This window comes from Comamonas flocculans, assembly GCF_007954405.1.
Classification (GTDB): domain Bacteria; phylum Pseudomonadota; class Gammaproteobacteria; order Burkholderiales; family Burkholderiaceae_C; genus Comamonas_C; species Comamonas_C flocculans.
The window spans coordinates 2,952,992-2,974,302 of record NZ_CP042344.1 but is presented as its reverse complement, the minus strand read 5'-3'; the positions used below and the strand labels follow the sequence as shown (position 1 = coordinate 2,974,302).

Sequence of the window (21,311 nt, the reverse complement as noted above, 5' to 3'; positions counted from 1 at the left end):
TTCTCGGGCTCAGGCGAAGTGCTTGCCTTCGGCCACCAGGCGCGCCAGCAGCGGCGCGGGCTGCCAGAAGGCGGCATCGTCGTGCGGGTTCTGCGCGAAGCGGCGCATCGCGGCCACCACGTTGAACAGGCCGAACTCATTGGCGTAGTTCAGCGGGCCGCCGCGGTACACCGGAAAACCGTAGCCAAAGATGTAGACCACGTCGATGTCGCTCGCCTTGTTGGCAATGCCTTCTTCCAGGATGTGCGCGGCCTCGTTGACCAGACTGAAGACCAGGCGCTGCACGATTTCCTCGTCGCCGATCTTGCGCGGCGTGATCCCTTCGCTCTTGCGGTAGTCCTCGATCATTGCCACCACCTCGGCATTGGGGATGGCGTCGCGCTTGCCCGGCACGTAGTCGTACCAGCCCTTGCCCACCTTCTGGCCGAAGCGCCCCTTCTCGCACAGCAGGTCGGCCGTCTTGCTGTACTTCATGTCGGGGTGTTCCACGTAGCGGCGCTTGCGGATGGCCCAGCCGATGTCGTTGCCCGCCAGGTCGCCCATGCGAAACGGCCCCATGGCGAAGCCGAACTTCTCGATCGCCTTGTCCACCTGCGCGGGGGTGCAGCCTTCGTCGATCAGGAAACCCGCCTGGCGCACGTACTGCTCGATCATGCGGTTGCCGATGAAGCCGTCGCACACACCCGCGACCACCGCCGTCTTGCGGATCTTCTTGGCCACGGCCATCACGGTGGCCAGCACGTCCTTGGCGGTCTTCTCGCCGCGTACCACCTCCAGCAGCTTCATCACGTTGGCGGGGCTGAAGAAGTGCATGCCCACCACGTCCTGCGGGCGCCGGGTGAAGGCCGCGATCTTGTTGACGTCCAGCGTGGAGGTGTTGCTCGCCAGGATCGCGCCGGGCCTGGCCACGGCATCGAGCTGCCTGAACACCGCTTCCTTGACGCCGATGTCCTCGAACACCGCCTCGATGATGAGGTCAGCGTCCTTGAGGTCGTCGTAGCTCAGCGTGGTCGTGAGCAAGGCCATGCGCTGCTCGTACTTGTCCTGCTTGAGCTTGCCCTTCCTGACCTGCGCCTCGTAGTTCTTGCGCATCACGCCCACGCCGCGCTCGATGGCTTCCTGCTTCATCTCCAGCATGGTCACCGGAACGCCCGCGTTCAGGAAGTTCATCGCGATGCCGCCGCCCATGGTGCCCGCGCCGATCACCGCGACCTTTTCGATCTTGCGCAGCGGCGTGTCGGCAGGCACGTCCGGAATCTTGCTCGCGGCGCGCTCGGCGAAGAACAGGTGGCGCAGCGAGCGCGATTCGGGCGACCACATCAGTTGCGTGAACAGCTCGCGCTCGGCCACCAGGCCATCGGCAAACTTCTTCTTCGTCGCGGCCGCCTGCACCGCGTCCACGCACATGGCCGGCGCGGGAAAGTTCTTCGCCATGCCCCGGGCCATGTTGCGCGCAAACTGGAAGTAGGCGTCGCCCTGCGGGTGTGCGCAAGGCAGATTGCGTACCAGCGGCAACGGACGCGCATCGGCCACGCTGCGCGCGAAGGCCAGGGCCTCGTCCATCAATGCCTCGGGCGAGCTGACCAGCTTGTCGAACAGCTTTTGCCCCGGCATGCCGGCAATGAATTCGCTCTTGACGGCTTCGCCGCTGACGATCATGTTCAGCGCCGCCTCCACGCCCAGCACGCGCGGCAGGCGCTGCGTGCCGCCGGCGCCGGGCAGCAGGCCCAGCTTGACTTCGGGCAGCGCCACGCTGCAGCCGGGCGCGACCACGCGGTAGTGGCAGGCGAGCGAAAGCTCCAGGCCGCCGCCCATGCATACGCCGTGGATCGCGGCCACCACCGGCTTGCTGGACTGCTCCACCAGGGAAATGACGGTGTGCAGATTGGGTTCGGCAAAGGCCTTGTCGGTGCCGAATTCGGTGATGTCCGCACCACCCGAAAACGCCTTGCCGGCGCCGGTGATGACGATGGCCTTGACGGCGGCGTCCTGCCCGGCCTTTTCCAGCCCCGCCACCAGCGCCTGGCGGGTGGCCAGGCCCAGGCCGTTCACGGGGGGATGGTTGAGCGTGACCACGGCCACGTCGCCATGAACTTGATAGCTTGCCGTCATGCTGTCTTCCTTGTAGAAATAAAAAAGTACGATCGTGCTTTTTTGAAGTGTAAGCGTGCGCCCGCCTTCCCTTTGTCCCCTTCGGGACAAGACGGCTCATTTGACTTTATTGATAGCTGCTTGCGCAGTCCCATATTGGCTTTGAGGCCAATTTGGCTTGAATTTCTGCGTGGACTCAGACTTCCAGCCATTCCTTGCGCACCTTGCCATCGGCACGCAACTGCTGGGGTGAACCTTCGAAGACGATGCGGCCATGGCCCATGACCAGCACGCGGTCGGAAATTTCCATGGCGATCGTCAGCTTCTGCTCGATCAGCAGCACCGCGATGCCACGCTCCTTCAGGCGCGTGAGGTAGATGCCGACCTGCTCGACGATCTTGGGCGCCAGGCCCTCGGTGGGTTCGTCGATCAGGATGCAGTCGGGGTCTCCCATCAGCGTGCGGCACAGCGTGAGCATCTGCTGCTCGCCGCCCGAGAGCAGCCCGGCCTCGATAGCGCAGCGCTCCTTCAGGCGCGGGAACATCGCGTACATGTCCTCGAAGCTCCAGCGGCTGCCGCGCCCGCTGCCCTTCTGCCCCAGCAGCAGGTTCTGCTGCACCGTCAGGCGCGGGAACACGTCGCGGCTCTCGGGCACGTAGCCCAGCCCCAGGTGCGCGATCTCGAAGGGCCTGCGGCCCAGCAGCGCCTGCCCCTTGAAGCGCACCGACCCCTGCGCCTGCACCATGCCCATGACGGCCTTGGCACAGGTGGAGCGCCCCGAGCCGTTGCGCCCCAGCAGCGCCACGATTTCGCCGCGTTCCACCTTCAGGTTCACGCCGTGCAGCACGTGGCTCTTGCCGTAGTAGGCATGCAAATCACGGATTTCCAGCATCAGTGCGCCCCTTCCTGCGCCTGGGCCACCGGCGAGCCGAGGTAGGCCTCCTGCACGCGCGCATTGGCGCGTATCGCCTCGGGCGTGTCGAAGGCGATCACCTCGCCATAGACCACCACGGCGATCTTGTCCGCCAGGCCGAAGACCACGCCCATGTCGTGCTCCACGGTCAGCAGGGTCTTGCCCTCGGTGACCTCGCGGATCAGCGCGATGAAACGCGCCGTCTCGGTCGTGCTCATGCCGGCCGTGGGTTCGTCCAGCAGGATCACCTGGGCGCCGCCGGCGATCGTGATGCCGATCTCCAGCGCCCGCTGCTCCGCATAGGTGAGGTTGACCGCCTGCACGTCGCGCCGGGCCGCCAGGCCGACCTGCGCCAGCAGTTGCTCGGCGCGCGCATTGGCGTCGTGCAGGCCGGAGAGGAAGCGCAGGAAGGTATAGCGATAGCCCAGGCTCCAGAGCACCGCGCAGCGCAGATTCTCGAACACGCTGAGCCTGGGGAAGATGTTGGTGATCTGGAAACTGCGCGACAGCCCCAGGCGGTTGATCTCGAAAGGCTTCTTGCCGTCGATGCGCTGGCCGTTGAGGCTGACCTCGCCACGGGTCGGCGCCAGCCGGCCGCTGATCAGGTTGAACAGCGTGGACTTGCCCGCGCCGTTGGGCCCGATGATGGCCACGCGCTCGCCCGGGCGCACGGCGAGGCTGGCGCCGCGGATGATCTCGGTCTTGCCGAAGCTCTTGTGCAGGTTCCTGATCTCGAGCGCGTAGTTCATGCGGCCTGCCCCGTGCGCTGCTGCTCCAGCTCGATTTCTTCCTGCGCCGCGCCCCAGGCCCGGGCAAAACGGCGCCCCACCTGGTGCACTGCCAGCGCGCCGGCGAGCGCCACCGCCGCGGCGCCGAGCCAGGGCGCAGACCGGCCCGCGTCCAGCGCGAAGCCCAGGTACCTGATCTCGCTGCCCATGGCGGCATTCAGCTGCATGTGGTAGATCATCTCGACCAGCAGGGACATGCCCAGCAGCAGCACCGCGCACGCCAGCACCAGCGCGCCGTAGAGCCCCGCGAAGCGCCCGAGCTTGCCGCTGCGCGCCATCTGCACGTTCATCATGATGAGACTGGCCACGCCGCCCGGGGCGTACATGATCATGAGCACGAAGATCAGCCCGAGATACAGCAGCCACGCGGCCGTGAGCTCCGACAGCAGCACCGTCGCGAGCACCATCAGCACGGCGCCGATGATGGGGCCGAAGAAGATGGTCACGCCGCCCAGGAAGGTGAACAGCAGGTAGGCGCCCGAGCGCATGCCGCTGAGCGAATCGGCCGCATTGAAGATCTCGAAGTTGATGGTCCCCAGCGCCCCGCCGACACCGGCAAAGAAGCCGGCGATGATGAAGCTGTACCAGCGCACCAGCTGGGGGTCGTAGCCGACGAACTGCGCCCGCTCGGGGTTGTCACGCACCGCGTTGAGCATGCGCCCCAGCGGCGTCGCGGTGAAGGCGTACATGAGCGCGGTGCAGACGAAGCAGTACGCCGCGATCAGGTAGTACAGCTGGATCTGCGGCCCGAAGCTGATGCCCGCCAGCGGCTTGCCGTAGGTGCGGTTGATGGAGATGCCGCCGTCGCCGCCGAACAGGTCCGGCAGCATGATGGCGAACGCCACCACGAGCTCGCCGATGCCAAGCGAGATCATGGCGAAGGTCGTGCCCGCCTTCCGGGTGGAGACGTAGCCCAGCGGCACGGAAACCAGCGCCCCGAACAGACCTCCCACCAGTGGCATGAGCACCAGCGGAAAGGCGATGCCGTGGGCGTCCACGTAGCTGATCGCCACCACGGCCGCATAGCCGCCCATGCCGGTGAATACCGCATGGCCGAAACTGAGCATGCCGCCCTGGCCCAGCAGCAGGTTGTAGGACAGGCAGATGACGATGAGATAGCCGATCTGCGAGAGCATGTTCAGCGCCAGGCTGCTGCGAAACACCAGCGGCAAGGCGAGCAGCACCAGGGCGAACCCTCCCCAGATCAGCCCGCGGCGCCGCGCGGCGGTGCCCGTCATGTGCGCGGCCATTTCAGTTCTCCCGCGTGCCCATGAGCCCGCGCGGGCGCAAGATCAGGATCAGCACCATGAAGAGGTAGGGCAGCATGGGCGCCACCTGCGCCACCGTCAGGCGCAGCGCCTGGCCGAAGGGGTTGTCGCCGGCCACCTGAACGCCCAGAATGCGCAGCAGGTCGGCCAGCGAGGTGTCGATCGCCACCGCGAAGGTCTGCACCACGCCAATCAGGATGGACGCCAGAAAGGCCCCGGCCAGCGAACCCATGCCACCCACCACCACCACCACGAAGATGATGGAGCCCACGGCATAGGCCATGGCGGGCTCGGTCACGTAGGTGTTGCCCGCCACCACCCCTGCCAGCGCCGCCAGCGCCGCGCCGCCGCCGAACACCAGCATGAACACGCGCGGCACGTTGTGCCCCAGCGCCTGGGCGGTGTCGGGATGGGTGAGCGCCGCCTGGATCACCAGGCCGATGCGCGTGCGCTGCAGCACCAGCCAGATGCCGCCCAGCATCAGCACCGCCACCAACATGATGAAGGCGCGCGACTTCGGAAACTGCGTGCCGTAGAGCGTGAACAGCGGCCCGCGCAGCTGCTCGGGCAGGTCGTAGGGCACGACGTTGCGGCCCCAGACCAGCTGCACGAGCTCCAGCACCAGGTAGGACAGGCCGAAGGTGATCAGCAACTCGGGCACATGGCCCCACTTGTGCACCCGGCGCAGGCAGATCTGCTCGAATGCCGCGCCCACCAGGCCCACGATGAGCGGCGCGATGACGAGCGCCGCCCAGTAGCCGACCGACTGCGACAGCGCATAGGCGAAATAGGCCCCCAGCATGTAGAAGCTGGCGTGCGCGAAGTTGAGCACGCCCATCATGCTGAAGATCAGGGTCAGGCCCGAGCTGAGCATGAACAGCATCAGCCCGTAGCTCAGCCCGTTGAGCAGCGAGATCGTGAAGAATTCCATCGCGAGTGCGCAGTGAAAAGGACGGCGCCGGGCAGGCCGGCTGCCCGACGGCCCGCCGGCTCAGCCGGCGGCAGCAGGCCTCAGGAGGGCCGCTTCATCTGGCAGCTCGTGGGCGTGCTGGCGATGTAGGGCTCGAGGTATTTCACCGGGGCGAAGGTGTAGCCGGTGTTTTCCACGCTGTAGCCGTTCTTGGCATCCACCTTCTGCCACTTGGAAATCCACATACCCATCTGCAGTTGGTGGTCGGCGGCGCGCATCTGCGCATCTTCGCCGTTGAAGCCCGTGAAGCGCAGCCCTTCCAGCACGGGCGCCACCTTCACCGGATCGGTGGACTTCGCCTTGGCCATGGCGTCGGAGACCGCCATCAGGGCGTTGTACACCGCATAGGTGTAGAAGTCGTCGTTGTACTGCGCCTTGAAGCCCTTGGCGAGTTCACCCAGGCGGCCGGTGTAGTTCGAATGGCCGTAGGAGATCTGGTAGACCTCGGCAATCTTGCCCTGCGCCAGCGCCGTGGGGGTGCCCGAGACGCCGGCGTAATAGGCATAGATCGGCACGTTCATGCCCGCGTCGTTCATGGCCTTGACGAGCAGCGTGAAGTCCTGCCCCCAGCTGCCGGTGACCAGGGTATCGGCGCCCGCGGCCTTCATCTTGGCGACATAGGGGGCGAAGTCCTTGACCTGGCCCAGCGCCACGTAGTCCTCGCCGACCACCTTCACGTCCGGGCGGTTGCGCTCTATGCCTTCCTTGAAGTACTTGGCCACCTGATGGCCGTGCGAGTAGTTCTGATTCACCAGGTAGACCTTGTGGATGTCCTTCTGGTCTTTCATGAAGCTGGTGAGCGCGGCCATCTTCATCGACGTGTCGGCGTCGAAGCGGAAGTGCCAATAGTTGCACTTCTCGTTGGTCGAGGCCGGATCGACCGCGGCATAGTTCATGTAGAGAACTTCCTTGCCGGGATTGCGCTCGTTGCTCTTGGCCACGGCGTCGGCCAGCGGCAAGGCGACGTTGGAGCCATTGCCCTGCGCGACATAGTGGATGCCCTGATCGACCGCGGCCTTGAGCAGGTTCAGCGCCTCCTGCGGCGAGCTCTTGCTGTCCATCGGCACGATCTCGAACTTGACGCCGGCCGGGTTTTCCTGCGCGTTCAGGTGCGCCGCGACATACTGCCAGCTCTTGAGCTGGTTCGTGCCGACATTGCCCATGGGGCCGGACAGACCCTCGATCATCGCGATCTTGACCGTCTGGCCGCTCTGGGCAAAAACGCCGCCGGCGCATGCCAGTGCTGCGCAAGCAGCAATTGTTCTGATAGTGAAATGCATGGGGTCTCCTGTAGGTGTAGCTGGCGTTTTCCTAGCCTACAAGAGACCCCCGTTGCAGGCCTTGAGGGTTTGCCCGGGTTTGCGGCCCATTCAGTCACCTACATGACTGCCCCAGCGCTCCCGCGCGTCGATTACAGCCCGGGCAGCTGGTAATCCTTGAGCTGCTCGCGCAGCTTGCTCTTTTGCATCTTGCCGGTGGCGCCCAGCGGGATCGACTCGACGAAGACCACGTCGTCGGGGATCTGCCATTTGGCCATCTTGCCCTCGTAGAACTGCAGCAGTTCATCGCGCGTCACCTGCGCGTCGGGCTTCTTCACCACCGCGATGATCGGGCGCTCGTCCCACTTGGGGTGCGCCATGCCGACGCAGGCGGCCATGGCCACGCCAGGGTGGGCCATGGCGATGTTCTCGATGTCGATGGAGCTGATCCATTCGCCGCCCGACTTGATCACGTCCTTGCTGCGGTCGGTGATCTGCATGAAGCCGTCGGCGTCGATGGTGGCCACGTCGCCGGTGGGAAACCAGCCGTGTCCGGCCTCGTCGTAGACCAGCGGGTCCGACGCGCCCTTGAAGTAGCTTGCCATGACCCACGGGCCGCGCACCAGCAGGTCGCCATAGGTCTGGCCGTCCCAGGGCTGGTCCTGGCCGTCGTCGCCGACGATCTTCATGTCCACGCCGAAGATCGCGCGCCCCTGCTTGGTGCGGATGCGCAACTGCTCCTCGGGCGGCAGCTTGAGCTGCTTGTTCTTGAGCGTGCAGACCGTGCCGAGCGGGCTGGTCTCGGTCATGCCCCAGGCATGCAGCACGTCCACGCCGTACTGGTCGCGGAAGGTGTCGATCATCGCCGGCGGACAGGCCGAGCCGCCGATCACGGTGCGCCGCAGGCTGGTGAACTTGAGGCCGTTGGCCGCCAGGTGCGACAGCAGCATCTGCCAGATCGTCGGCACGCCGGCGGCAAAACTGACCTGCTCGCTCTCCATCAGCTCGTAGATCGACTTGCCGTCCATCGCCGGGCCGGGAAACACCACCTTGCAGCCGGTGAGCGCCGCGCTGTAGGGCAGGCCCCAGGCGTTGACGTGAAACATCGGCACGACGGGCATCATCGAGTCGCGCGCCGACAGGTTCATCGCGTCGGGCAGGCTGCCGCCATAGGCATGCAGCACGGTGGAGCGGTGGCTGTACAGCGCGCCCTTGGGGTCGCCGGTGGTGCCGCTGGTGTAGCACAGGCCCGCGGCGGTGTTCTCGTCGAACTGCGGCCAGTCGTATTGGTCTGAGGCACCCGCAATCCAGGCTTCGTAGCTCAGCAGACCGGCAATGCCGCTGTCCGCAGGCAGCTTGTCGGCCTCGCACAGCAGCACCCAGTGCTTCACCGTGGGGCACTTGGCGTGCACCGCCTGCACCAGCGGCAGGAAGGTGGCGTCAAAACACACCACCTTGTCTTCGGCGTGGTTGATGATCCACACCAGCTGCGTCGGATGCAGGCGCGGGTTGAGGGTATGCATCACGCGCCCGGAACCCGCCACGCCAAAGTACAGCTCCATGTGGCGATAACCGTTCCACGCGATGGAGGCAACACGATCGCCCGGCCCTGTGCCCGCGGCTTGCAGCGCGTTGGCCAGGCGCTTGGCGCGCCGCGCCAGATCGGCGTAGGTGTAGCGGTGCATGTCACCCTCCACCCGGCGCGAGACGATCTCGCCGTCGCCATGGTGGCGCTCGGCGAAGTCGATCAGCATGGAAATCAAGAGGGGTTGGCTCTGCATCTGTCCGAGCAGCATGGTGTCTCCTTTTTGGGTCGGCGAACGAAACGCCGTGATGTTAGCTCTGGCGTGCGCTCGCCTGAAACGCCCGCGCCGCGGGGCCGCATGCACCTTGTCCCCTACCGGACAAGGGCGCGCCCGCCAGCACCGGCCGGCACTTCGTCCCACAATGGGCCATGGACATCTGCGCCGCGCCCGCCCACCCGCCGCAAGGCCCGGTCTGGCAAGCGGGCTTCTCCACCCTGGGCGAAGCGTTTTTCACCCCGCTGGCACCCAGCCCGCTGCCCGAGCCCCATTGGGTAGCCCGCAACACGGAGCTTGCCGCACAGCTCGGCCTGGAGCCCGCCTGGCTGGACAGCGACCAGGCCCTGCAGGCCCTCAGCGGCAACACCACGCTGCCCGGCAGCACGCCGCTGGCGAGCGTCTATGGCGGCCACCAGTTCGGCGTCTGGGCCGGGCGCCTGGGCGACGGGCGCGCCCTGCTGCTGGGCGAGACCGTGCAGGGCCAGGAGCTGCAGCTCAAGGGCAGCGGGCGCACGCCCTATTCGCGCGGCGCCGACGGGCGCGCGCTGCTGCGCTCGAGCATCCGCGAATACCTGGCCAGCTGCGCCATGCAGGGCCTGCAGATCCCGAGCACGCAGGCGCTCGCCCTGGTCGGCTCGCCCCTGCCGGTGCAGCGTGAAACGCTGGAGACCGCCGCCGTGCTCACGCGCGTGGCGCCCAGCTTCATCCGCTTCGGCCACTTCGAATGGTTTGCCGCGCAGGGGCAAGTGCAGGCGCTGCGCCGCCTGGCCGATTACGTGATCGAGCGCTACTACCCCGCATGCCGCACGGCCGACGCCGCCCAGGGCAATGCCTACGCCGCGCTGCTGCGCACCGTGGGCGAACGCACCGCAAAACTGGTGGCCCAATGGCAGGCGGCGGGCTTCATGCACGGGGTGATGAACACCGACAACATGAGCATCCTGGGCCTGACGCTGGACTATGGCCCCTTCCAGTTCATGGACGGGTTCGACCCGCAGCACATCTGCAACCACAGCGACCAGCTGGGTCGCTACGCGTTCGACGAGCAGCCCGCCGTCGCCCACTGGAACCTGGCCTGCCTGGCACGCGCGCTGTTGCCGCTGATCGAGGAGCTGCCCCACGCCCAGGCTGCGATCGCCGTCTACCCTGGCGCATTCGAGGCGCATTACATGACCCGGATGCGGCGCAAGCTGGGACTGAGCCAGCCCTTCGAGGGCGACGCGCAATCTCTTGCACAGCTGCTGCGGCTGCTGGCACGTGAACGCGTGGACTACACCATTTTCTGGCGCCGGCTGGCCGAAGCCTGCGCCAGCGGCGCGCCGGAGGAGGCGGCCGATCTGTTCCTCGATCGCACGGCCTTTCACGATTGGCTGCTCTCTTTCGAGAAGCTTGTAGCGCAAGCTGGTATTGCGCAAAACCCGGATTTGATGCTCAAAACCAACCCGAAATTCGTGCTGCGCAACCATCTGGCAGAGCTGTGCATCCGGGCAGCGAAACTTCAGGACTTTTCCGTCATCGAAGCCTTGCAGCAGGTGCTCATGCGCCCGTTCGACGAACACCCCGACCACCAAGCCTGGGCCGACCCGCCACCCGACTGGGCGGCTTCCCTCACCCTGAGTTGCTCCTCATGACCTATCCGCTACACAAGACCGACGACGAATGGCGCGCCCTGCTGGCCGACAAGCAGGCCGAGCCCGGCGCCTACGAAGTCACACGCCACGCAGCCACCGAGCGCCCCTTCACCGGCAAATACGAAAGCCACTGGCAGGACGGGCGCTACCGCTGCGTCTGCTGCGGCGCGCAGCTGTTCGAATCAGGTACCAAGTTCGACGCCGGCTGCGGCTGGCCCAGCTTCTCGCAGGCGCTGCCGGGCGCGGTCCGCGAGACCGTGGACCGCAGCCACGGCATGGTGCGCACGGAGACCACCTGCGCCCAGTGCGGCGCGCACCTGGGCCACGTGTTCGAGGACGGCCCCGCGCCCACCGGCCTGCGCTACTGCATGAATTCGGCGGCACTGGACTTCGAACCGCGATAATCCGGCACTCCATGCGCCTGCTGCTCGACTTCTTCCCCATCCTGCTGTTCTTCATTGCCTACAAGTGGCAAGGCATCTACGTGGGCACCGCGGTGCTGATGGGCGCCACCGTAGTGCAGATGGCCATCGTCTGGCGCCTGGACAGGAAACTCAGCACCATGCACAAGGCCACGCTGGTGCTGATCCTGCTCTTTGGCGCCCTCACGCTGGCGCTGCAGGACGAACGCTTCATCAAGTGGAAGCCCACGGTGCTCTACGCCGCCATGGCACTGGCCCTGGCCGTGGCGCTGTGGGCCTATCACAAGAACTTCCTCAAGATCATGCTGGGCGGCCAGATCGCGCTGCCCGAGCCGGTCTGGCAGCGGCTCACGCTGGCCTGGGTCGGCTACTGCCTGTTCATGGCGGCGCTCAACGGCTATGTGGCCGCCTATTTCTCCACCGATGCGTGGATGGACTTCAAGCTCTGGGGCTATGTCTTCCCCGTGGTCTTCATCATCGGGCAGGGCCTGTACATCGCGCGCCACCTGAGCGAAGCGCCCCAGGGCGCATCCTCTGGGACCTCCGGGGCGCCCGAATGAGTACCACCGTCACACCCCCGGGTACCGGCAATGCGGTAACCGCCGAAGCCATGGATGCCCGCCTCAGGCAGCAGCTGGCCCCGACACGGCTCGAAGTGCTGGATGAAAGCCGCCTGCACGAAGGGCACGCCGGCGCCAACGGCACTGGCTACGGCACCCATTTTCGGGTGCGCATTGCCGCCGCATCGCTGCAGGGCCACGGCCGCGTGCAGCAACATCGGCTTGTGTATGATGCGCTGCGCCCCTTCATAGAGGCCGGGGCCCACGCCATCGCCATCGAAGTTCTCTGACCCGCAGGCTTTCGCCCTCCAGGGTTTTCGCTCTCCTCCCTTTCCTCCTCCCTGCACCATTTCCATGCAAAACAAGCTCTTGTCCGGCCTGATGGCCGTTGCCGTCGTTGCTGCCACCGCCCTGCCGGCGGCCGCCCAGAACCTCGCCATCGTCAATGGCAAGGCCGTGCCCACCGCGCGCGCCGAGCTGATCGAGCAACAACTGAAGCAGGCGGGCCGCGAAGTCACGCCCGACATCAAGAAGCAGGTGCGCGAAGAAGTCATCGCGCGTGAAATCTTCATGCAGGAAGCGCAAAAGCGCGGCCTGCAGAACAGCAAGGACTTCAAGGACCAGATGGAGCTGGCCCGCCAGGCCCTCCTGATCCGTGAGCTGTTTGCCGACTACCAGAAGAAAAACCCGGTAAGCGACGCCGAAATCCAGGCCGAGTACGACAAGTTCGTCGCCGCCAACGCCGGCAAGGAATACAAGGCCAGCCACATCCTGGTCGAGAACGAAGACCAGGCCAAGGCCATCATCGCCGAGCTCGACAAGGGCGGCAATTTCGAGGAAATCGCCAAGAAGGAATCCAAGGATCCGGGCTCGGGCGCCAAGGGCGGCGACCTGGGCTGGGCCAACCCGAGCAGCTACGTGCCCGAATTCACCGAAGCCATGATCAAGCTCGAAAAGGGCAAGGTCACCCAGACGCCAGTCAAGAGCCAGTTCGGCTGGCACGTCATCCGCCTGGACGACACGCGCGACGCCCAGCTGCCCAAGCTCGAGGAGGTCAAGGACCAGGTGCGCCAGCAGCTGGAACAGCAAAAGCTGATGCAATTCCAGCAGGACCTGCGCACCAAGGCCAAGGTGGAATGAGGCGCCGGCCCTGACGCCAGGCAAACGCAGCGCGGCCCCCGGGCCGCGTTTTCATTGCGCCAGCACCCAGCCCGCGAACAGCAGCGCGCCTATCAATACCGGCTGGTGCAACATGTAGTACGGCAGGCTGTGGCGCCCCAGCAGCATCAGGGTGCGCCCGGGCCAGCCAGGCGCTCGCCGTGCGAGCCACGCCGGCCGGCGCGCAAGCAGCCACTGCCCCAGCGCCAGCCCCCACCAGAACACGCCCATCCAGGGAAACAGCGGCACATAGTCTTCGGTGACCGGCTTGCGAGTGATGAAACCCAGCCAGTTGAGCCAGCGTCCGTTGAAGGCTTCGGCCCAGCCGGAGGGCGCAGCCTCCAGCAGATACTGCCCAGCCCATGGCAGCAGCAGCGCCAGCAGGCCCGCCAGCCACAAGCCGCGTCCCCAGCCCGCACTCAGGCGCGCCAGCAGCCACATCAGCGCGATGCCGTGCAGCACGCCGAAGTAGATGAAGCTGTGCGGAAACATCAGCAGCGAACCGGCGCTCACCAGCAGCGCGCAACCGGCGATCTGCAGCCAGCGCCGGCCGAAGCGGCGCCAACCGACGCCCTGGGCCTGCGCCACCGCCTGTGCCATGCCCGCGCACAGCAGGAACAGGCTCAGGATCAGCGTGCGCTGCATCGTCCACAGCGGGTCGCGGTAAAAATCCTGGCGCCACCAGCCAAAATGGTTCAGGTCGAAACCGAAGTGGTAGAGCGTCATCCACACCAGCGCCAGGCCGCGCAGCGCGTCCAGTGCGCCGTAGCGCGGCGTCTCGCCTGAAGGGTCCCTCGCATTCATGCGGCTCACTCCCAAGTCGCGCAGCAAAACAAAAGGGGCCGGCGCAATGCCGGCCCCCATGGTATTGGTCGGAGCGATAGGATTCGAACCTACGACCCTCTGGTCCCAAACCAGATGCGCTACCAGACTGCGCTACGCTCCGATAGCCTGTGCTGCCACGTGGGCCGGGGCGCTCAACGGCCGGGCGCCGGGCCCCGTCCCGCCAGGTGGCGGAAAGTGATGCGCCCCTTGCTCAGGTCGTAGGGCGACATCTCGAGCGACACCTTGTCGCCCGCCAGAATGCGGATGTGGTGCTTGCGCATCTTGCCGCCGGTGTAGGCGATGAGCTGGTGGCCGTTGTCCAGTGTGACGCGAAAACGCGAATCGGGCAGCACCTCGGTGACGCTGCCCTGCATTTCTATGAGTTCTTCCTTTGCCATAAAGGTCTGTGCTCTTCTCCGGATGGGTCGCTGCCGCGCTCAAGCCAACCCCGCCGCGCAAGCAAAAAACAATCGCGTATTGTACTTCAGGCGCCGATTTCTGCCTGAACCGCTACACTGCATGCTTTTGCATCCACCGTGTCCGACCGTCTCGCCATCGCCCTCCAACACCTGGCTCCCAAGCAGGCCCTGACACAGCTGGCCGGCTACGGGGCGACGGCGCAGGGCGGGCGCTGGACCACCGCCGTCATCCGCTGGTTCGTCCAGCGCTACGGCGTGGACATGGCGGAGGCGGCGCAACCGGACATCGCCGCCTACCCGAGCTTCAACGCCTTTTTCACCCGGGCGCTCAAGCCGGACGCGCGGCCGCTGGCGACATGTGACCTGATCTGCCCGGTGGATGGGCAGATCAGCCAGTTCGGCAGCCTGCGCCAGGGCCGCCTGTTGCAGGCCAAGGGGCACGACTACAGCGCCACCGCACTGCTCGGCGCGGACGCAGCGCTCGCCGCGCGGTTCGACGATGGGCTGTTTGCCACCCTCTACCTGAGCCCGCGCGACTACCATCGCGTGCACATGCCCTGCCGCGGGCGGCTGCTGCGCATGCGGCACGTGCCGGGCAGCCTGTATTCCGTCAATCCGGTGACCGCACGCCACGTGCCCGGGCTGTTCGCGCGCAACGAGCGCGTGGTCTGCCTGTTTGATACCGATTTCGGCCCCATGGCCATGGTGCTCGTGGGGGCCACCATCGTGGGCAGCATCTGCACCAGCTGGCATGGGCAGGTCAATCCGCCGCGCGGCGCGCCCATGCGCCATTGGGACTATACGGACCAGGACATCGTGCTCGCGCAGGGGCAGGAGATGGGCCGCTTTCAGCTCGGCTCCACCGTCATCGTCTTGCTGCCGCGTGGCGAATTGCGCTGGTCAGAGAACTGGAGTGCCCCCGGCGCTGTGCGCATGGGCGAAGCCATGGCTCACAGGCCGTGCGAATAACCGAGGTTCTCCACCGTCGGCACGCGCTCGGTGGTGAAGAGCAACGGTGACAGCTCGAGCTCGCGCGTGGCCACCGGATCGCTGTGGCCCACAAGGTAGACCACCAGTTCGAGCCGGCGCAGTTTCACGTAGTCCACGGTTTCCCAGCGCCCCGCATGCCTGACCTGCGTGCCGTGGCGAAACAGCGGCATGGTGAAGCGCCGGCTCCAGCCCTGAGGAACGAGTTCGGGCAGCGCTTGATCGGGGTTGGCCTGGATCTGCATACGTCCTGCTTATCGGCAGTTTCGAGGCAAACATGAGCGAAAAAAAGCCACTCTTGCGAGTGGCTTGCGGTCCAGCCTTCGGCAAAGCCGCCCGTGGCGGCTTTGCCGGCGCGCCGGCTCAGTGGAACTGGGCTTCTTCGGTCGAGCCGGTGAGCGCCTTGACCGAGGAGCTGCCGCCCTGGATCACGGTGGTCACGTCGTCGAAGTAGCCAGCGCCCACTTCCTGCTGGTGGCTCACGAAGGTGTAGCCCTGCTGGCGCGCCGCGAACTCGGGCTCCTGCACCATCTCCACGTAGTGCTTCATGCCTTCCCCTTGCGCATAGGCATGGGCCAGCTTGAAGGTGTTGTACCAGTTGCTGTGGATGCCGGCCAGGGTGATGAACTGGAACTTGTAGCCCAGTGCCGACAGATCGTCCTGGAAGGAAGCAATCTGCTTGTCGTCGAGGTTCTTCTTCCAGTTGAATGAAGGCGAGCAGTTGTAGGCCAGCAGCTTGTTGGGCGAAGACGCCAGCACGGCCTGCGCGAATTCACGTGCAAAGCCGATGTCCGGCACGCCCGTTTCGCACCACACCAGGTCGGCGTAGGGCGCATAGGCCACGCCGCGGCTGATGGCCTGCTCCAGGCCGTTCTTGACGCGGAAGAAGCCTTCCTGCGTGCGCTCACCGGCCAGAAAGGCCTTGTCGTTGGCGTCATGGTCGCTGGTCAGCAGATTGGCTGCCTCGGCGTCGGTGCGCGCCAGGATCAGCGTGGGTACGCCCATCACGTCCGCGGCAAAGCGCGCGGCCGTCAGCTTTTCGACCGCCTCCTGCGTGGGCACCAGCACCTTGCCGCCCATGTGGCCGCACTTCTTCACGGCAGCCAGCTGATCTTCGAAGTGCACGCCGGCGGCCCCGGCGGCGATCATGTTCTTCATCAGCTCGAAGGCGTTGAGCACGCCGCCGAAGCCAGCCTCGGCGTCGGCCACGATGGGCAGGAAGTAGTCGATGAATTCCTTGCTGCCCGGCTCGACGCCTCGTCCCCACTGGATCTCGTCGGCACGCTTGAAGGTATTGTTGATGCGACGCACCATGGTCGGCACCGAGTCATAGGCGTAGAGCGACTGGTCCGGGTACATGGTCTCGGACGTGTTGCCGTCGGCGGCCACCTGCCAGCCCGACAGGTACACCGCTTCCAGACCGGCCTTGGCCTGCTGCATGGCCTGGCCCGCGGTGATCGCGCCGAAGGCGTTCACATAGCCCTTGCGGGCGCCGCCGTGCAGCTTGTCCCAGAGCTTCTCGGCTCCCAGACGGGCCAGCGTGTGCTCGGGCTGCACGCTGCCCCGCAGCCGCACCACATCGGCCGCCGTGTACGCGCGCTTGACGTCCTTCCAGCGCGGGTTCTGCGCCCAATCCTTTTCCAGGGCGGCAATCTGTTGTTCACGGCTGAGTTGGGCATTCAGCGATTGGGGCATGGTCTTCTCCGAAGGTTGAAAAATCGAAGGCTCCCGGGCGGAGCCGTGCAGGCATTGTATGTCTTATACAAGACTCGATTAACGTCTTGTGTCTTATATAAGACATATATTTTCTACAAACAAATCAACAACTTGCCTTCGATTTCCTGCGATATGAAAAACAATTTCTCATATCGAGAAATTTTCGTGCACTGCAACATGGAAGGTTTCACTGCAAGAATTCCCTTTTCGCAATGCGAAAAGAACGCGATGCACCGGTTCAATGCACACTTGTGTCTTCTCTCAAGCAACAAGAACCTCTGTCATGCACGCCAGCAACTCCCCAGCCTCCGGGCGCCCTCTGTCCTTCGCCGTCATGGGAGCCGGGGCTGTCGGCTGTTATTTTGGCGCCCTGCTGGCACGGGCAGGGCATGGCGTCACGCTGATCGGGCGCGGGGCGCACGTGCGCGCGATACAGAGCGCAGGCCTGCGGCTGCAGACCCAGAGCGAAGACCTGCACCTGGCCCTGCCCGCCAGCACCGAAGCCAGCGCCGCGCGCGGTGCCGACGTGGTGCTGCTGTGCGTCAAATCGGCGGACACCGAAGAGGCAGCGCGTCAGCTGCTTCCCCACGTTCGCCCGGACACGCTGGTACTGACGCTGCAAAACGGCGTGGACAACGACCTCAGAGCCGCGCAGGTGCTGAACGGCGCCTGCGACGTGGCGCCCGCCGTGGTCTACGTGGCCACGGCCATGGCGGGCCCGGGGCACGTGCGCCACTACGGCCGCGGCGACCTCGTGATTGCGCCTACCCGGCGCAGCGCAGAGCTGGCGCGCCAGCTGCAGGCGGCGGGCATACCGACCCAGGTTTCCGACAACGTGCGCGGCGCGCTCTGGGCTAAGCTGATCATCAACAGCGCCTACAACGCGCTGTCCGCGCTGCTGCAGCAGCCCTATGGCTGGCTCATGCAGCAGCCCGGCGCCGCCGAGGTGGTGCGGGATATCGTGGACGAGTGCCTGGCGGTGGCGCATGCCGAAGGCGTACAGCTGCCGGGCGACATCCAGGGGGCGCTGCGCTCCATCGTGCAGACCATGCCGGCTCAGCTGTCGTCCACCGCGCAGGACCTGGCGCGCGGCAAGACGACCGAGATCGAGCACCTCAACGGCTATGTGGTGCGCCGCGGCAACGCGCTGGGCATCGCCACGCCGGTCAATCGCACCATGCTGGTGCTGGTGCGCATGCTCGAGCAGCGCACGGCCGAGCAAGCTGCCGGCTGAAGACCGCACACCCGCCACCCGGCGGTGGAAAAGCAACAATTCCGCCGGCTGCTGCCGCAGCCACGTGCAGCCCCCGAACTTCTTGATGCGAAAACTGGCGGCAGGCACGTTTGCACGTTAACATAACGCTATCTTTTTAGATGCTTTTGCGTACATTCACGCATCCCGGCATCGCTCAGCACCAGGAGACACGTTCATGGGTTCGAAAGAAAACGCCGCCGTCAATCAGCTCCTTGAACGGCTGGAACGCCGCTACGCACTGCGCGTGCTCTGGGCCCTGCGCGACGGCCACCCCCAGACTTTCCGGCTGCTGCAGGACAGCGTGGGCAACATCACCCCGAACACCCTGAACACGCGGATCAAGGAGCTGCGCGAAGCCGGCTTTCTCGACCATGGCAGCGAAGGCTACATCGTGACTTCTTCGGGGCAGGATCTGCTCAAGCGCCTGTCCGACCTGCAGGCCTTCTCCACCCGCTGGGCCGCCGCCCGCAACAAGAAATAAACCCCGCCTGCCCCATCCAAGCGCTCCACGCCATGATTACCACCGATTCCGGCCTGCAATACGAAGACACCCACCTGGGCGAAGGTCCGCGCGCCGAGCACGGCCGCTCTGTGAAGGTGCACTACACCGGCTGGCTGTACCAGGACGGCGCCAAGGGCGCGCGCTTCGATTCCAGCCACGACCGTGGCGAACCGTTTGAATTTCCCCTGGGCGCGGGCATGGTGATCCGCGGCTGGGACGAAGGCGTGCAGGGCATGCAGGTGGGCGGCCAGCGCACGCTGCTGATCCCCGCCGCGCTGGGCTATGGCGCGCGCGGCGCCGGCGGCGTGATTCCGCCCAACGCCACGCTGCTGTTTGAAGTGCAATTGCTGTCGCTCGGCTGAGTCAGCGCGCGCGCCGGGGGCGTGTGAGCAGGCTCACGCCCCAGGTCGCCACCAGCCCCATGGGGGCGCCGAACACCCCCGCGGAAATCGGCTCTATGCCCCACCACAACCCCGGCACCAGAATGGCCTGCGGCAAGAGGCCGCGCAGCGCGCTGTTGTGCAGCACCAGGTAGTAAACGGTCACACCCAGCCCGACGAGCATGCCGACCACCGCCCCTTGGCGCGTGGTCTGGCGCCAGTAGATGCCCAGCACCATCGCCGGCACGAAGGTGGCCGCGGCGATGGAAAACGACGCCGACACCAGCGGCAATATCTCCGAGGGCTTGAGCGCCGCGACGAAGGCCGCCGCCAGCGCCACCGTGAGCAGGGTGAACTTGGTCAGAATCACGCGCTGCTCGGGCGAAGCCTTGTGGCCGGTGGACTGGAAGTACAGGTCGCGCACCAACGCGTTGCTGATGGTCAGCAGCAGGCCGTCCGCGGTGGACAGGGCCGCGGCCAGGCCGCCGGCGGCCACGAGGCCGGAAATCACGTACGGCAGCCCGCCGATCTCTGGTGTGGCCAGCACCAGCAGGTCCGCGCCCAGGCGCACCTCGCCAAACTGCACGATGCCGTCGCCGTTCATGTCCTGCACCGACAGCAGCGAGGCGTCCACGCGGGCCCACTGCGCGATCCAGGCGGGCAGTTCGTCGAAGCGGCTGCCCACGAGGTGCGTCATCACCTCGAACTTGACCAGCGCGGCCAGCGCCGGCACGCTCAGGTACAGCAGCGCGATGAACAGCAGCGACCAGGCCACAGAGGCACGGGCGCCGGCCACCGTGGGTACGGTGTAGTAGCGCATCAGGAGGTGGGGCATGCCGGCGGTGCCCAGCATCAGGCAAAACAGCAGCGCCATGAAGTTGCGCCGTGATATTTCGTACTGCGCCTGCTGGATCTCGTCGCCCTGCGGGTCGGCGGCAAACGGCAGGCTGTGCCGCGGCAGGCCGCCCAGGGGCTGGGCGCGTTCCTGGTTCTCGCGCAGCTCGCGACTCCAGCGCTCGCGCGCCTCGGCTTCGTCGCGCGGCATGGACAGCAGCTCTCGGCTGGCGGTAACGATCAGGTCCACGTCGGCGCTGCGCGAGCGCAGCTGCTGGATCCGCTGGCGCGCCTCGCTGCGTTCGCGCTCCAGCGCCGCCGGCACGTCGGCCAGGCGCTCCTGGTAGTCGCGCACCTTCTGCTGGTAGGCGTCGATGACCTGCTTTTCGGCGCTGGATGCCAGCAGCGCCGCCTCGCGCTCGGCAATCTTGCCCAGCTGCTGGCCGTAGGCGAGTGGCGCCGCCGGATTGCCCAGCTGCTTGTAGGCCAGCCAGGACACCGGTATCAGGAAGGCCAGCAACAACACCACGTACTGCGCCACCTGCGTCCAGGTGATCGCGCGCATGCCGCCCAGGAAGGAGCACAGCAGCACCCCGCCCAGGCCCAGCATGATGCCGATCTCGAACTGCACCCCGGTCAGGCGCGAGGCAATCAGGCCCACGCCATAGATCTGTGCGACCACATAGGTGAAGGAGCACAGCACAGCGCCGACGGCCGCCAGGATGCGCGGCCAGTCGCCGCCGAAGCGCACCTGGAAAAAGTCGGGAATGGTGTAGAGCTTCATCGCCCTGAGCGGCGGCGCGATCAGCATCGCCACCAGCACGAAGCCACCGGTCCAGCCCAGCATGTAAGCCAGGCCGCCGGGCGCACCCGGCATGCCGGAAAAGCCCTGCAGATACAGCGCCCCCGAGAGGCTGATGAAGGACGCGGCGCTCATCCAGTCGGCCGCGGTGGCCATGCCGTTGTAGATCGGCGGAATGCGTCGCCCGGCCACGTAGTACTCGGCCGGATCGGAGGTGCGTCCGTACACGCCGATCACCGCATACATCATCACCGTCAGGAACAGGAAGATGGGGCCTATCCAGTGGCGCGACAGGCCGCGCTGCTCGGCCCAGGCCATGGCCGCGACAAAGCCCACCAGGCCCAGCACATACAGGCCCAGGATGCGATTGAGCTGGGCGATGTAGGAGCGCCCGGTCACCGGCTCAGCCATGGGGTCCCTGCTCCGGCTCGCGCCCTCTCGCCTTGCCGCTGCGCTCGTAGTGGCGCATGCCCAGGTGGTAAACCCAGGTCAGCAGGATGAAGACCAGCACCCCGCCCTGCGCCGCCACCCAGTAGCTGAAGGGCCAGGGGCCAACCTGGAACTGCAGCGATTCGGCAAAGTAGCTCACGCCGAAAGAGACTGCAAACCACACCCCGAAGAGCACCAGCTTGAAGCCCAGGTGGTGCAGATCGGCCAGCTGCGGGTCCAGCGGCACGCCCACCCGCTCGGTGCCGGAGTCGGGCGTGGAAGTGGGCATGGCGCAGGCGT

At 66.1% G+C, this 21,311-nt stretch carries 22 protein-coding genes, 1 tRNA gene and 1 pseudogene; 9 read left to right on the top strand and 15 right to left on the bottom strand.

Annotated features, from left to right (window positions below; genetic code table 11):
- Positions 1–9: 9 nt before the first annotated feature.
- The 8 genes and pseudogenes from FOZ74_RS14260 to FOZ74_RS14230 form a co-directional block, all read right to left on the bottom strand.
- On the bottom strand, positions 10–2,112 hold the full coding sequence (locus tag FOZ74_RS14260; protein ID WP_146913676.1) for a 3-hydroxyacyl-CoA dehydrogenase NAD-binding domain-containing protein: 2,103 nt from the start codon (positions 2,110–2,112) through the stop codon (positions 10–12).
- A gap of 175 nt (positions 2,113–2,287) precedes the next feature.
- Positions 2,288–2,983, bottom strand: coding sequence for an ABC transporter ATP-binding protein (locus FOZ74_RS14255; RefSeq protein ID WP_146913675.1), 696 nt, complete (start codon positions 2,981–2,983; stop codon positions 2,288–2,290).
- Entirely contained in the window at positions 2,983–3,138 is a 156-nt protein-coding gene (locus tag FOZ74_RS16575) for an ABC transporter ATP-binding protein C-terminal domain-containing protein (protein ID WP_432417485.1), read from the bottom strand. Before FOZ74_RS16575 ends, FOZ74_RS14255 begins: the two co-directional genes overlap by 1 nt.
- A gap of 147 nt (positions 3,139–3,285) precedes the next feature.
- Positions 3,286–3,684 (bottom strand): annotated as a pseudogene (locus FOZ74_RS16570) (ATP-binding cassette domain-containing protein); the annotation flags it as partial.
- Between the two features lie 65 nt (positions 3,685–3,749).
- Positions 3,750–5,042 carry a branched-chain amino acid ABC transporter permease gene (locus tag FOZ74_RS14245; RefSeq protein WP_146913673.1) on the bottom strand — a complete coding sequence of 431 codons (1,293 nt, stop codon included), beginning with the start codon at positions 5,040–5,042 and terminating at the stop codon, positions 3,750–3,752.
- Between the two features lies 1 nt (position 5,043).
- Positions 5,044–5,991, bottom strand: coding sequence for a branched-chain amino acid ABC transporter permease (locus FOZ74_RS14240; protein ID WP_146913672.1), 948 nt, complete (start codon positions 5,989–5,991; stop codon positions 5,044–5,046).
- An 80-nt stretch (positions 5,992–6,071) separates the two neighbouring features.
- Positions 6,072–7,310, bottom strand: coding sequence for a branched-chain amino acid ABC transporter substrate-binding protein (locus FOZ74_RS14235; protein WP_146913671.1), 1,239 nt, complete (start codon positions 7,308–7,310; stop codon positions 6,072–6,074).
- Between the two features lie 131 nt (positions 7,311–7,441).
- Positions 7,442–9,082 carry a 3-(methylthio)propionyl-CoA ligase gene (locus FOZ74_RS14230; RefSeq protein ID WP_146914219.1) on the bottom strand — a complete coding sequence of 547 codons (1,641 nt, stop codon included), beginning with the start codon at positions 9,080–9,082 and terminating at the stop codon, positions 7,442–7,444.
- Positions 9,083–9,243: 161 nt separating this feature from the next.
- On the opposite strand from FOZ74_RS14230, the gene FOZ74_RS14225 reads away from it, so the two are divergent.
- From FOZ74_RS14225 to FOZ74_RS14205, 5 genes are all read left to right on the top strand, one after another.
- Positions 9,244–10,722 (top strand): protein adenylyltransferase SelO, encoded by a 1,479-nt coding sequence (locus tag FOZ74_RS14225; RefSeq protein ID WP_146913670.1) that lies wholly within the window; start codon positions 9,244–9,246, stop codon positions 10,720–10,722.
- A complete protein-coding gene (gene msrB / locus FOZ74_RS14220) occupies positions 10,719–11,126 on the top strand; it encodes a peptide-methionine (R)-S-oxide reductase MsrB (RefSeq protein ID WP_146913669.1) in 408 nt (135 codons plus the stop codon). Before FOZ74_RS14225 ends, msrB begins: the two co-directional genes overlap by 4 nt.
- Positions 11,127–11,137: 11 nt before the next feature.
- Positions 11,138–11,704: a septation protein A gene (locus FOZ74_RS14215; RefSeq protein WP_146913668.1), complete on the top strand. Its 567-nt coding sequence runs from the start codon at positions 11,138–11,140 to the stop codon at positions 11,702–11,704.
- A gap of 50 nt (positions 11,705–11,754) precedes the next feature.
- Positions 11,755–11,994, top strand: a complete 240-nt coding sequence (locus FOZ74_RS14210; RefSeq protein WP_255437645.1) for a BolA family protein — start codon at positions 11,755–11,757, stop codon at positions 11,992–11,994.
- A 64-nt stretch (positions 11,995–12,058) separates the two neighbouring features.
- On the top strand, positions 12,059–12,844 hold the full coding sequence (locus tag FOZ74_RS14205; protein ID WP_146913666.1) for a peptidylprolyl isomerase: 786 nt from the start codon (positions 12,059–12,061) through the stop codon (positions 12,842–12,844).
- Between the two features lie 51 nt (positions 12,845–12,895).
- Here FOZ74_RS14205 and FOZ74_RS14200 read toward each other — a convergent pair whose 3' ends face one another.
- The 3 genes from FOZ74_RS14200 to infA all read right to left on the bottom strand — a co-directional run bounded on the left by FOZ74_RS14200 (position 12,896) and on the right by infA (position 14,085).
- Positions 12,896–13,666 (bottom strand): acetyltransferase domain-containing protein, encoded by a 771-nt coding sequence (locus FOZ74_RS14200; protein ID WP_186764602.1) that lies wholly within the window; start codon positions 13,664–13,666, stop codon positions 12,896–12,898.
- 65 nt (positions 13,667–13,731) lie between these two features.
- Positions 13,732–13,808, bottom strand: a tRNA-Pro gene (locus FOZ74_RS14195).
- A 31-nt stretch (positions 13,809–13,839) separates the two neighbouring features.
- Positions 13,840–14,085: a translation initiation factor IF-1 gene (gene infA / locus FOZ74_RS14190; RefSeq protein WP_146913664.1), complete on the bottom strand. Its 246-nt coding sequence runs from the start codon at positions 14,083–14,085 to the stop codon at positions 13,840–13,842.
- Between the two features lie 138 nt (positions 14,086–14,223).
- Here infA and asd point away from each other — a divergent pair, with 138 nt between their 5' ends.
- Positions 14,224–15,075: an archaetidylserine decarboxylase gene (gene asd / locus FOZ74_RS14185; RefSeq protein ID WP_146913663.1), complete on the top strand. Its 852-nt coding sequence runs from the start codon at positions 14,224–14,226 to the stop codon at positions 15,073–15,075.
- Here asd and FOZ74_RS14180 read toward each other — a convergent pair.
- Both FOZ74_RS14180 and aceA read right to left on the bottom strand, forming a co-directional pair.
- Positions 15,057–15,338: a hypothetical protein gene (locus tag FOZ74_RS14180; RefSeq protein WP_146913662.1), complete on the bottom strand. Its 282-nt coding sequence runs from the start codon at positions 15,336–15,338 to the stop codon at positions 15,057–15,059. The genes asd and FOZ74_RS14180 overlap by 19 nt on opposite strands.
- A gap of 118 nt (positions 15,339–15,456) precedes the next feature.
- A complete protein-coding gene (gene aceA / locus FOZ74_RS14175; protein WP_146913661.1) occupies positions 15,457–16,788 on the bottom strand; it encodes an isocitrate lyase in 1,332 nt (443 codons plus the stop codon).
- A gap of 304 nt (positions 16,789–17,092) precedes the next feature.
- Between aceA and FOZ74_RS14170 the strand changes: the two genes are divergently transcribed.
- From FOZ74_RS14170 to FOZ74_RS14160, 3 genes are all read left to right on the top strand, one after another.
- The gene (locus FOZ74_RS14170; protein ID WP_146913660.1) at positions 17,093–18,043 is read left to right on the top strand and encodes a ketopantoate reductase family protein; all 951 of its coding nucleotides are present in this window, start codon (positions 17,093–17,095) and stop codon (positions 18,041–18,043) included.
- A 196-nt stretch (positions 18,044–18,239) separates the two neighbouring features.
- Positions 18,240–18,545 carry a winged helix-turn-helix transcriptional regulator gene (locus tag FOZ74_RS14165; protein WP_146913659.1) on the top strand — a complete coding sequence of 102 codons (306 nt, stop codon included), beginning with the start codon at positions 18,240–18,242 and terminating at the stop codon, positions 18,543–18,545.
- 32 nt (positions 18,546–18,577) lie between these two features.
- On the top strand, positions 18,578–18,928 hold the full coding sequence (locus FOZ74_RS14160) for an FKBP-type peptidyl-prolyl cis-trans isomerase (protein WP_146913658.1): 351 nt from the start codon (positions 18,578–18,580) through the stop codon (positions 18,926–18,928).
- A 1-nt stretch (position 18,929) separates the two neighbouring features.
- On the opposite strand, the gene FOZ74_RS14155 is transcribed toward FOZ74_RS14160, so the two are convergent.
- Entirely contained in the window at positions 18,930–20,993 is a 2,064-nt protein-coding gene (locus FOZ74_RS14155) for a VC_2705 family sodium/solute symporter (protein WP_146913657.1), read from the bottom strand.
- Positions 20,986–21,300, bottom strand: a complete 315-nt coding sequence (locus FOZ74_RS14150; RefSeq protein WP_146913656.1) for a DUF4212 domain-containing protein — start codon at positions 21,298–21,300, stop codon at positions 20,986–20,988. The genes FOZ74_RS14155 and FOZ74_RS14150 overlap by 8 nt, the downstream gene beginning before the upstream one ends.
- Positions 21,301–21,311: the final 11 nt, after the last annotated feature.

Bases quoted from the DNA above. Each gene is read 5' to 3' on its own strand.
- FOZ74_RS14210 (WP_255437645.1), top strand. From the start codon at position 11,755: ATGGATGCCCGCCTCAGGCAGCAGCTGGCCCCGACACGGCTCGAAGTG.
- FOZ74_RS16575 (WP_432417485.1), bottom strand. From the start codon at position 3,138: ATGGGCGTGGTCTTCGGCCTGGCGGACAAGATCGCCGTGGTGGTCTAT.
- FOZ74_RS14150 (WP_146913656.1), bottom strand. From the start codon at position 21,300: ATGCCCACTTCCACGCCCGACTCCGGCACCGAGCGGGTGGGCGTGCCG.
- FOZ74_RS14225 (WP_146913670.1), top strand. From the start codon at position 9,244: ATGGACATCTGCGCCGCGCCCGCCCACCCGCCGCAAGGCCCGGTCTGG.
- aceA (WP_146913661.1), bottom strand. From the start codon at position 16,788: ATGCCCCAATCGCTGAATGCCCAACTCAGCCGTGAACAACAGATTGCC.
- FOZ74_RS14155 (WP_146913657.1), bottom strand. From the start codon at position 20,993: ATGGCTGAGCCGGTGACCGGGCGCTCCTACATCGCCCAGCTCAATCGC.
- FOZ74_RS14205 (WP_146913666.1), top strand. From the start codon at position 12,059: ATGCAAAACAAGCTCTTGTCCGGCCTGATGGCCGTTGCCGTCGTTGCT.
- FOZ74_RS14215 (WP_146913668.1), top strand. From the start codon at position 11,138: ATGCGCCTGCTGCTCGACTTCTTCCCCATCCTGCTGTTCTTCATTGCC.
- FOZ74_RS14160 (WP_146913658.1), top strand. From the start codon at position 18,578: ATGATTACCACCGATTCCGGCCTGCAATACGAAGACACCCACCTGGGC.
- FOZ74_RS14170 (WP_146913660.1), top strand. From the start codon at position 17,093: ATGCACGCCAGCAACTCCCCAGCCTCCGGGCGCCCTCTGTCCTTCGCC.
- FOZ74_RS14240 (WP_146913672.1), bottom strand. From the start codon at position 5,991: ATGGAATTCTTCACGATCTCGCTGCTCAACGGGCTGAGCTACGGGCTG.
- msrB (WP_146913669.1), top strand. From the start codon at position 10,719: ATGACCTATCCGCTACACAAGACCGACGACGAATGGCGCGCCCTGCTG.
- FOZ74_RS14200 (WP_186764602.1), bottom strand. From the start codon at position 13,666: ATGAATGCGAGGGACCCTTCAGGCGAGACGCCGCGCTACGGCGCACTG.
- infA (WP_146913664.1), bottom strand. From the start codon at position 14,085: ATGGCAAAGGAAGAACTCATAGAAATGCAGGGCAGCGTCACCGAGGTG.
- FOZ74_RS14165 (WP_146913659.1), top strand. From the start codon at position 18,240: ATGGGTTCGAAAGAAAACGCCGCCGTCAATCAGCTCCTTGAACGGCTG.
- FOZ74_RS14255 (WP_146913675.1), bottom strand. From the start codon at position 2,983: ATGCTGGAAATCCGTGATTTGCATGCCTACTACGGCAAGAGCCACGTG.
- FOZ74_RS14180 (WP_146913662.1), bottom strand. From the start codon at position 15,338: ATGCAGATCCAGGCCAACCCCGATCAAGCGCTGCCCGAACTCGTTCCT.
- FOZ74_RS14245 (WP_146913673.1), bottom strand. From the start codon at position 5,042: ATGGCCGCGCACATGACGGGCACCGCCGCGCGGCGCCGCGGGCTGATC.
- FOZ74_RS14235 (WP_146913671.1), bottom strand. From the start codon at position 7,310: ATGCATTTCACTATCAGAACAATTGCTGCTTGCGCAGCACTGGCATGC.
- FOZ74_RS14260 (WP_146913676.1), bottom strand. From the start codon at position 2,112: ATGACGGCAAGCTATCAAGTTCATGGCGACGTGGCCGTGGTCACGCTC.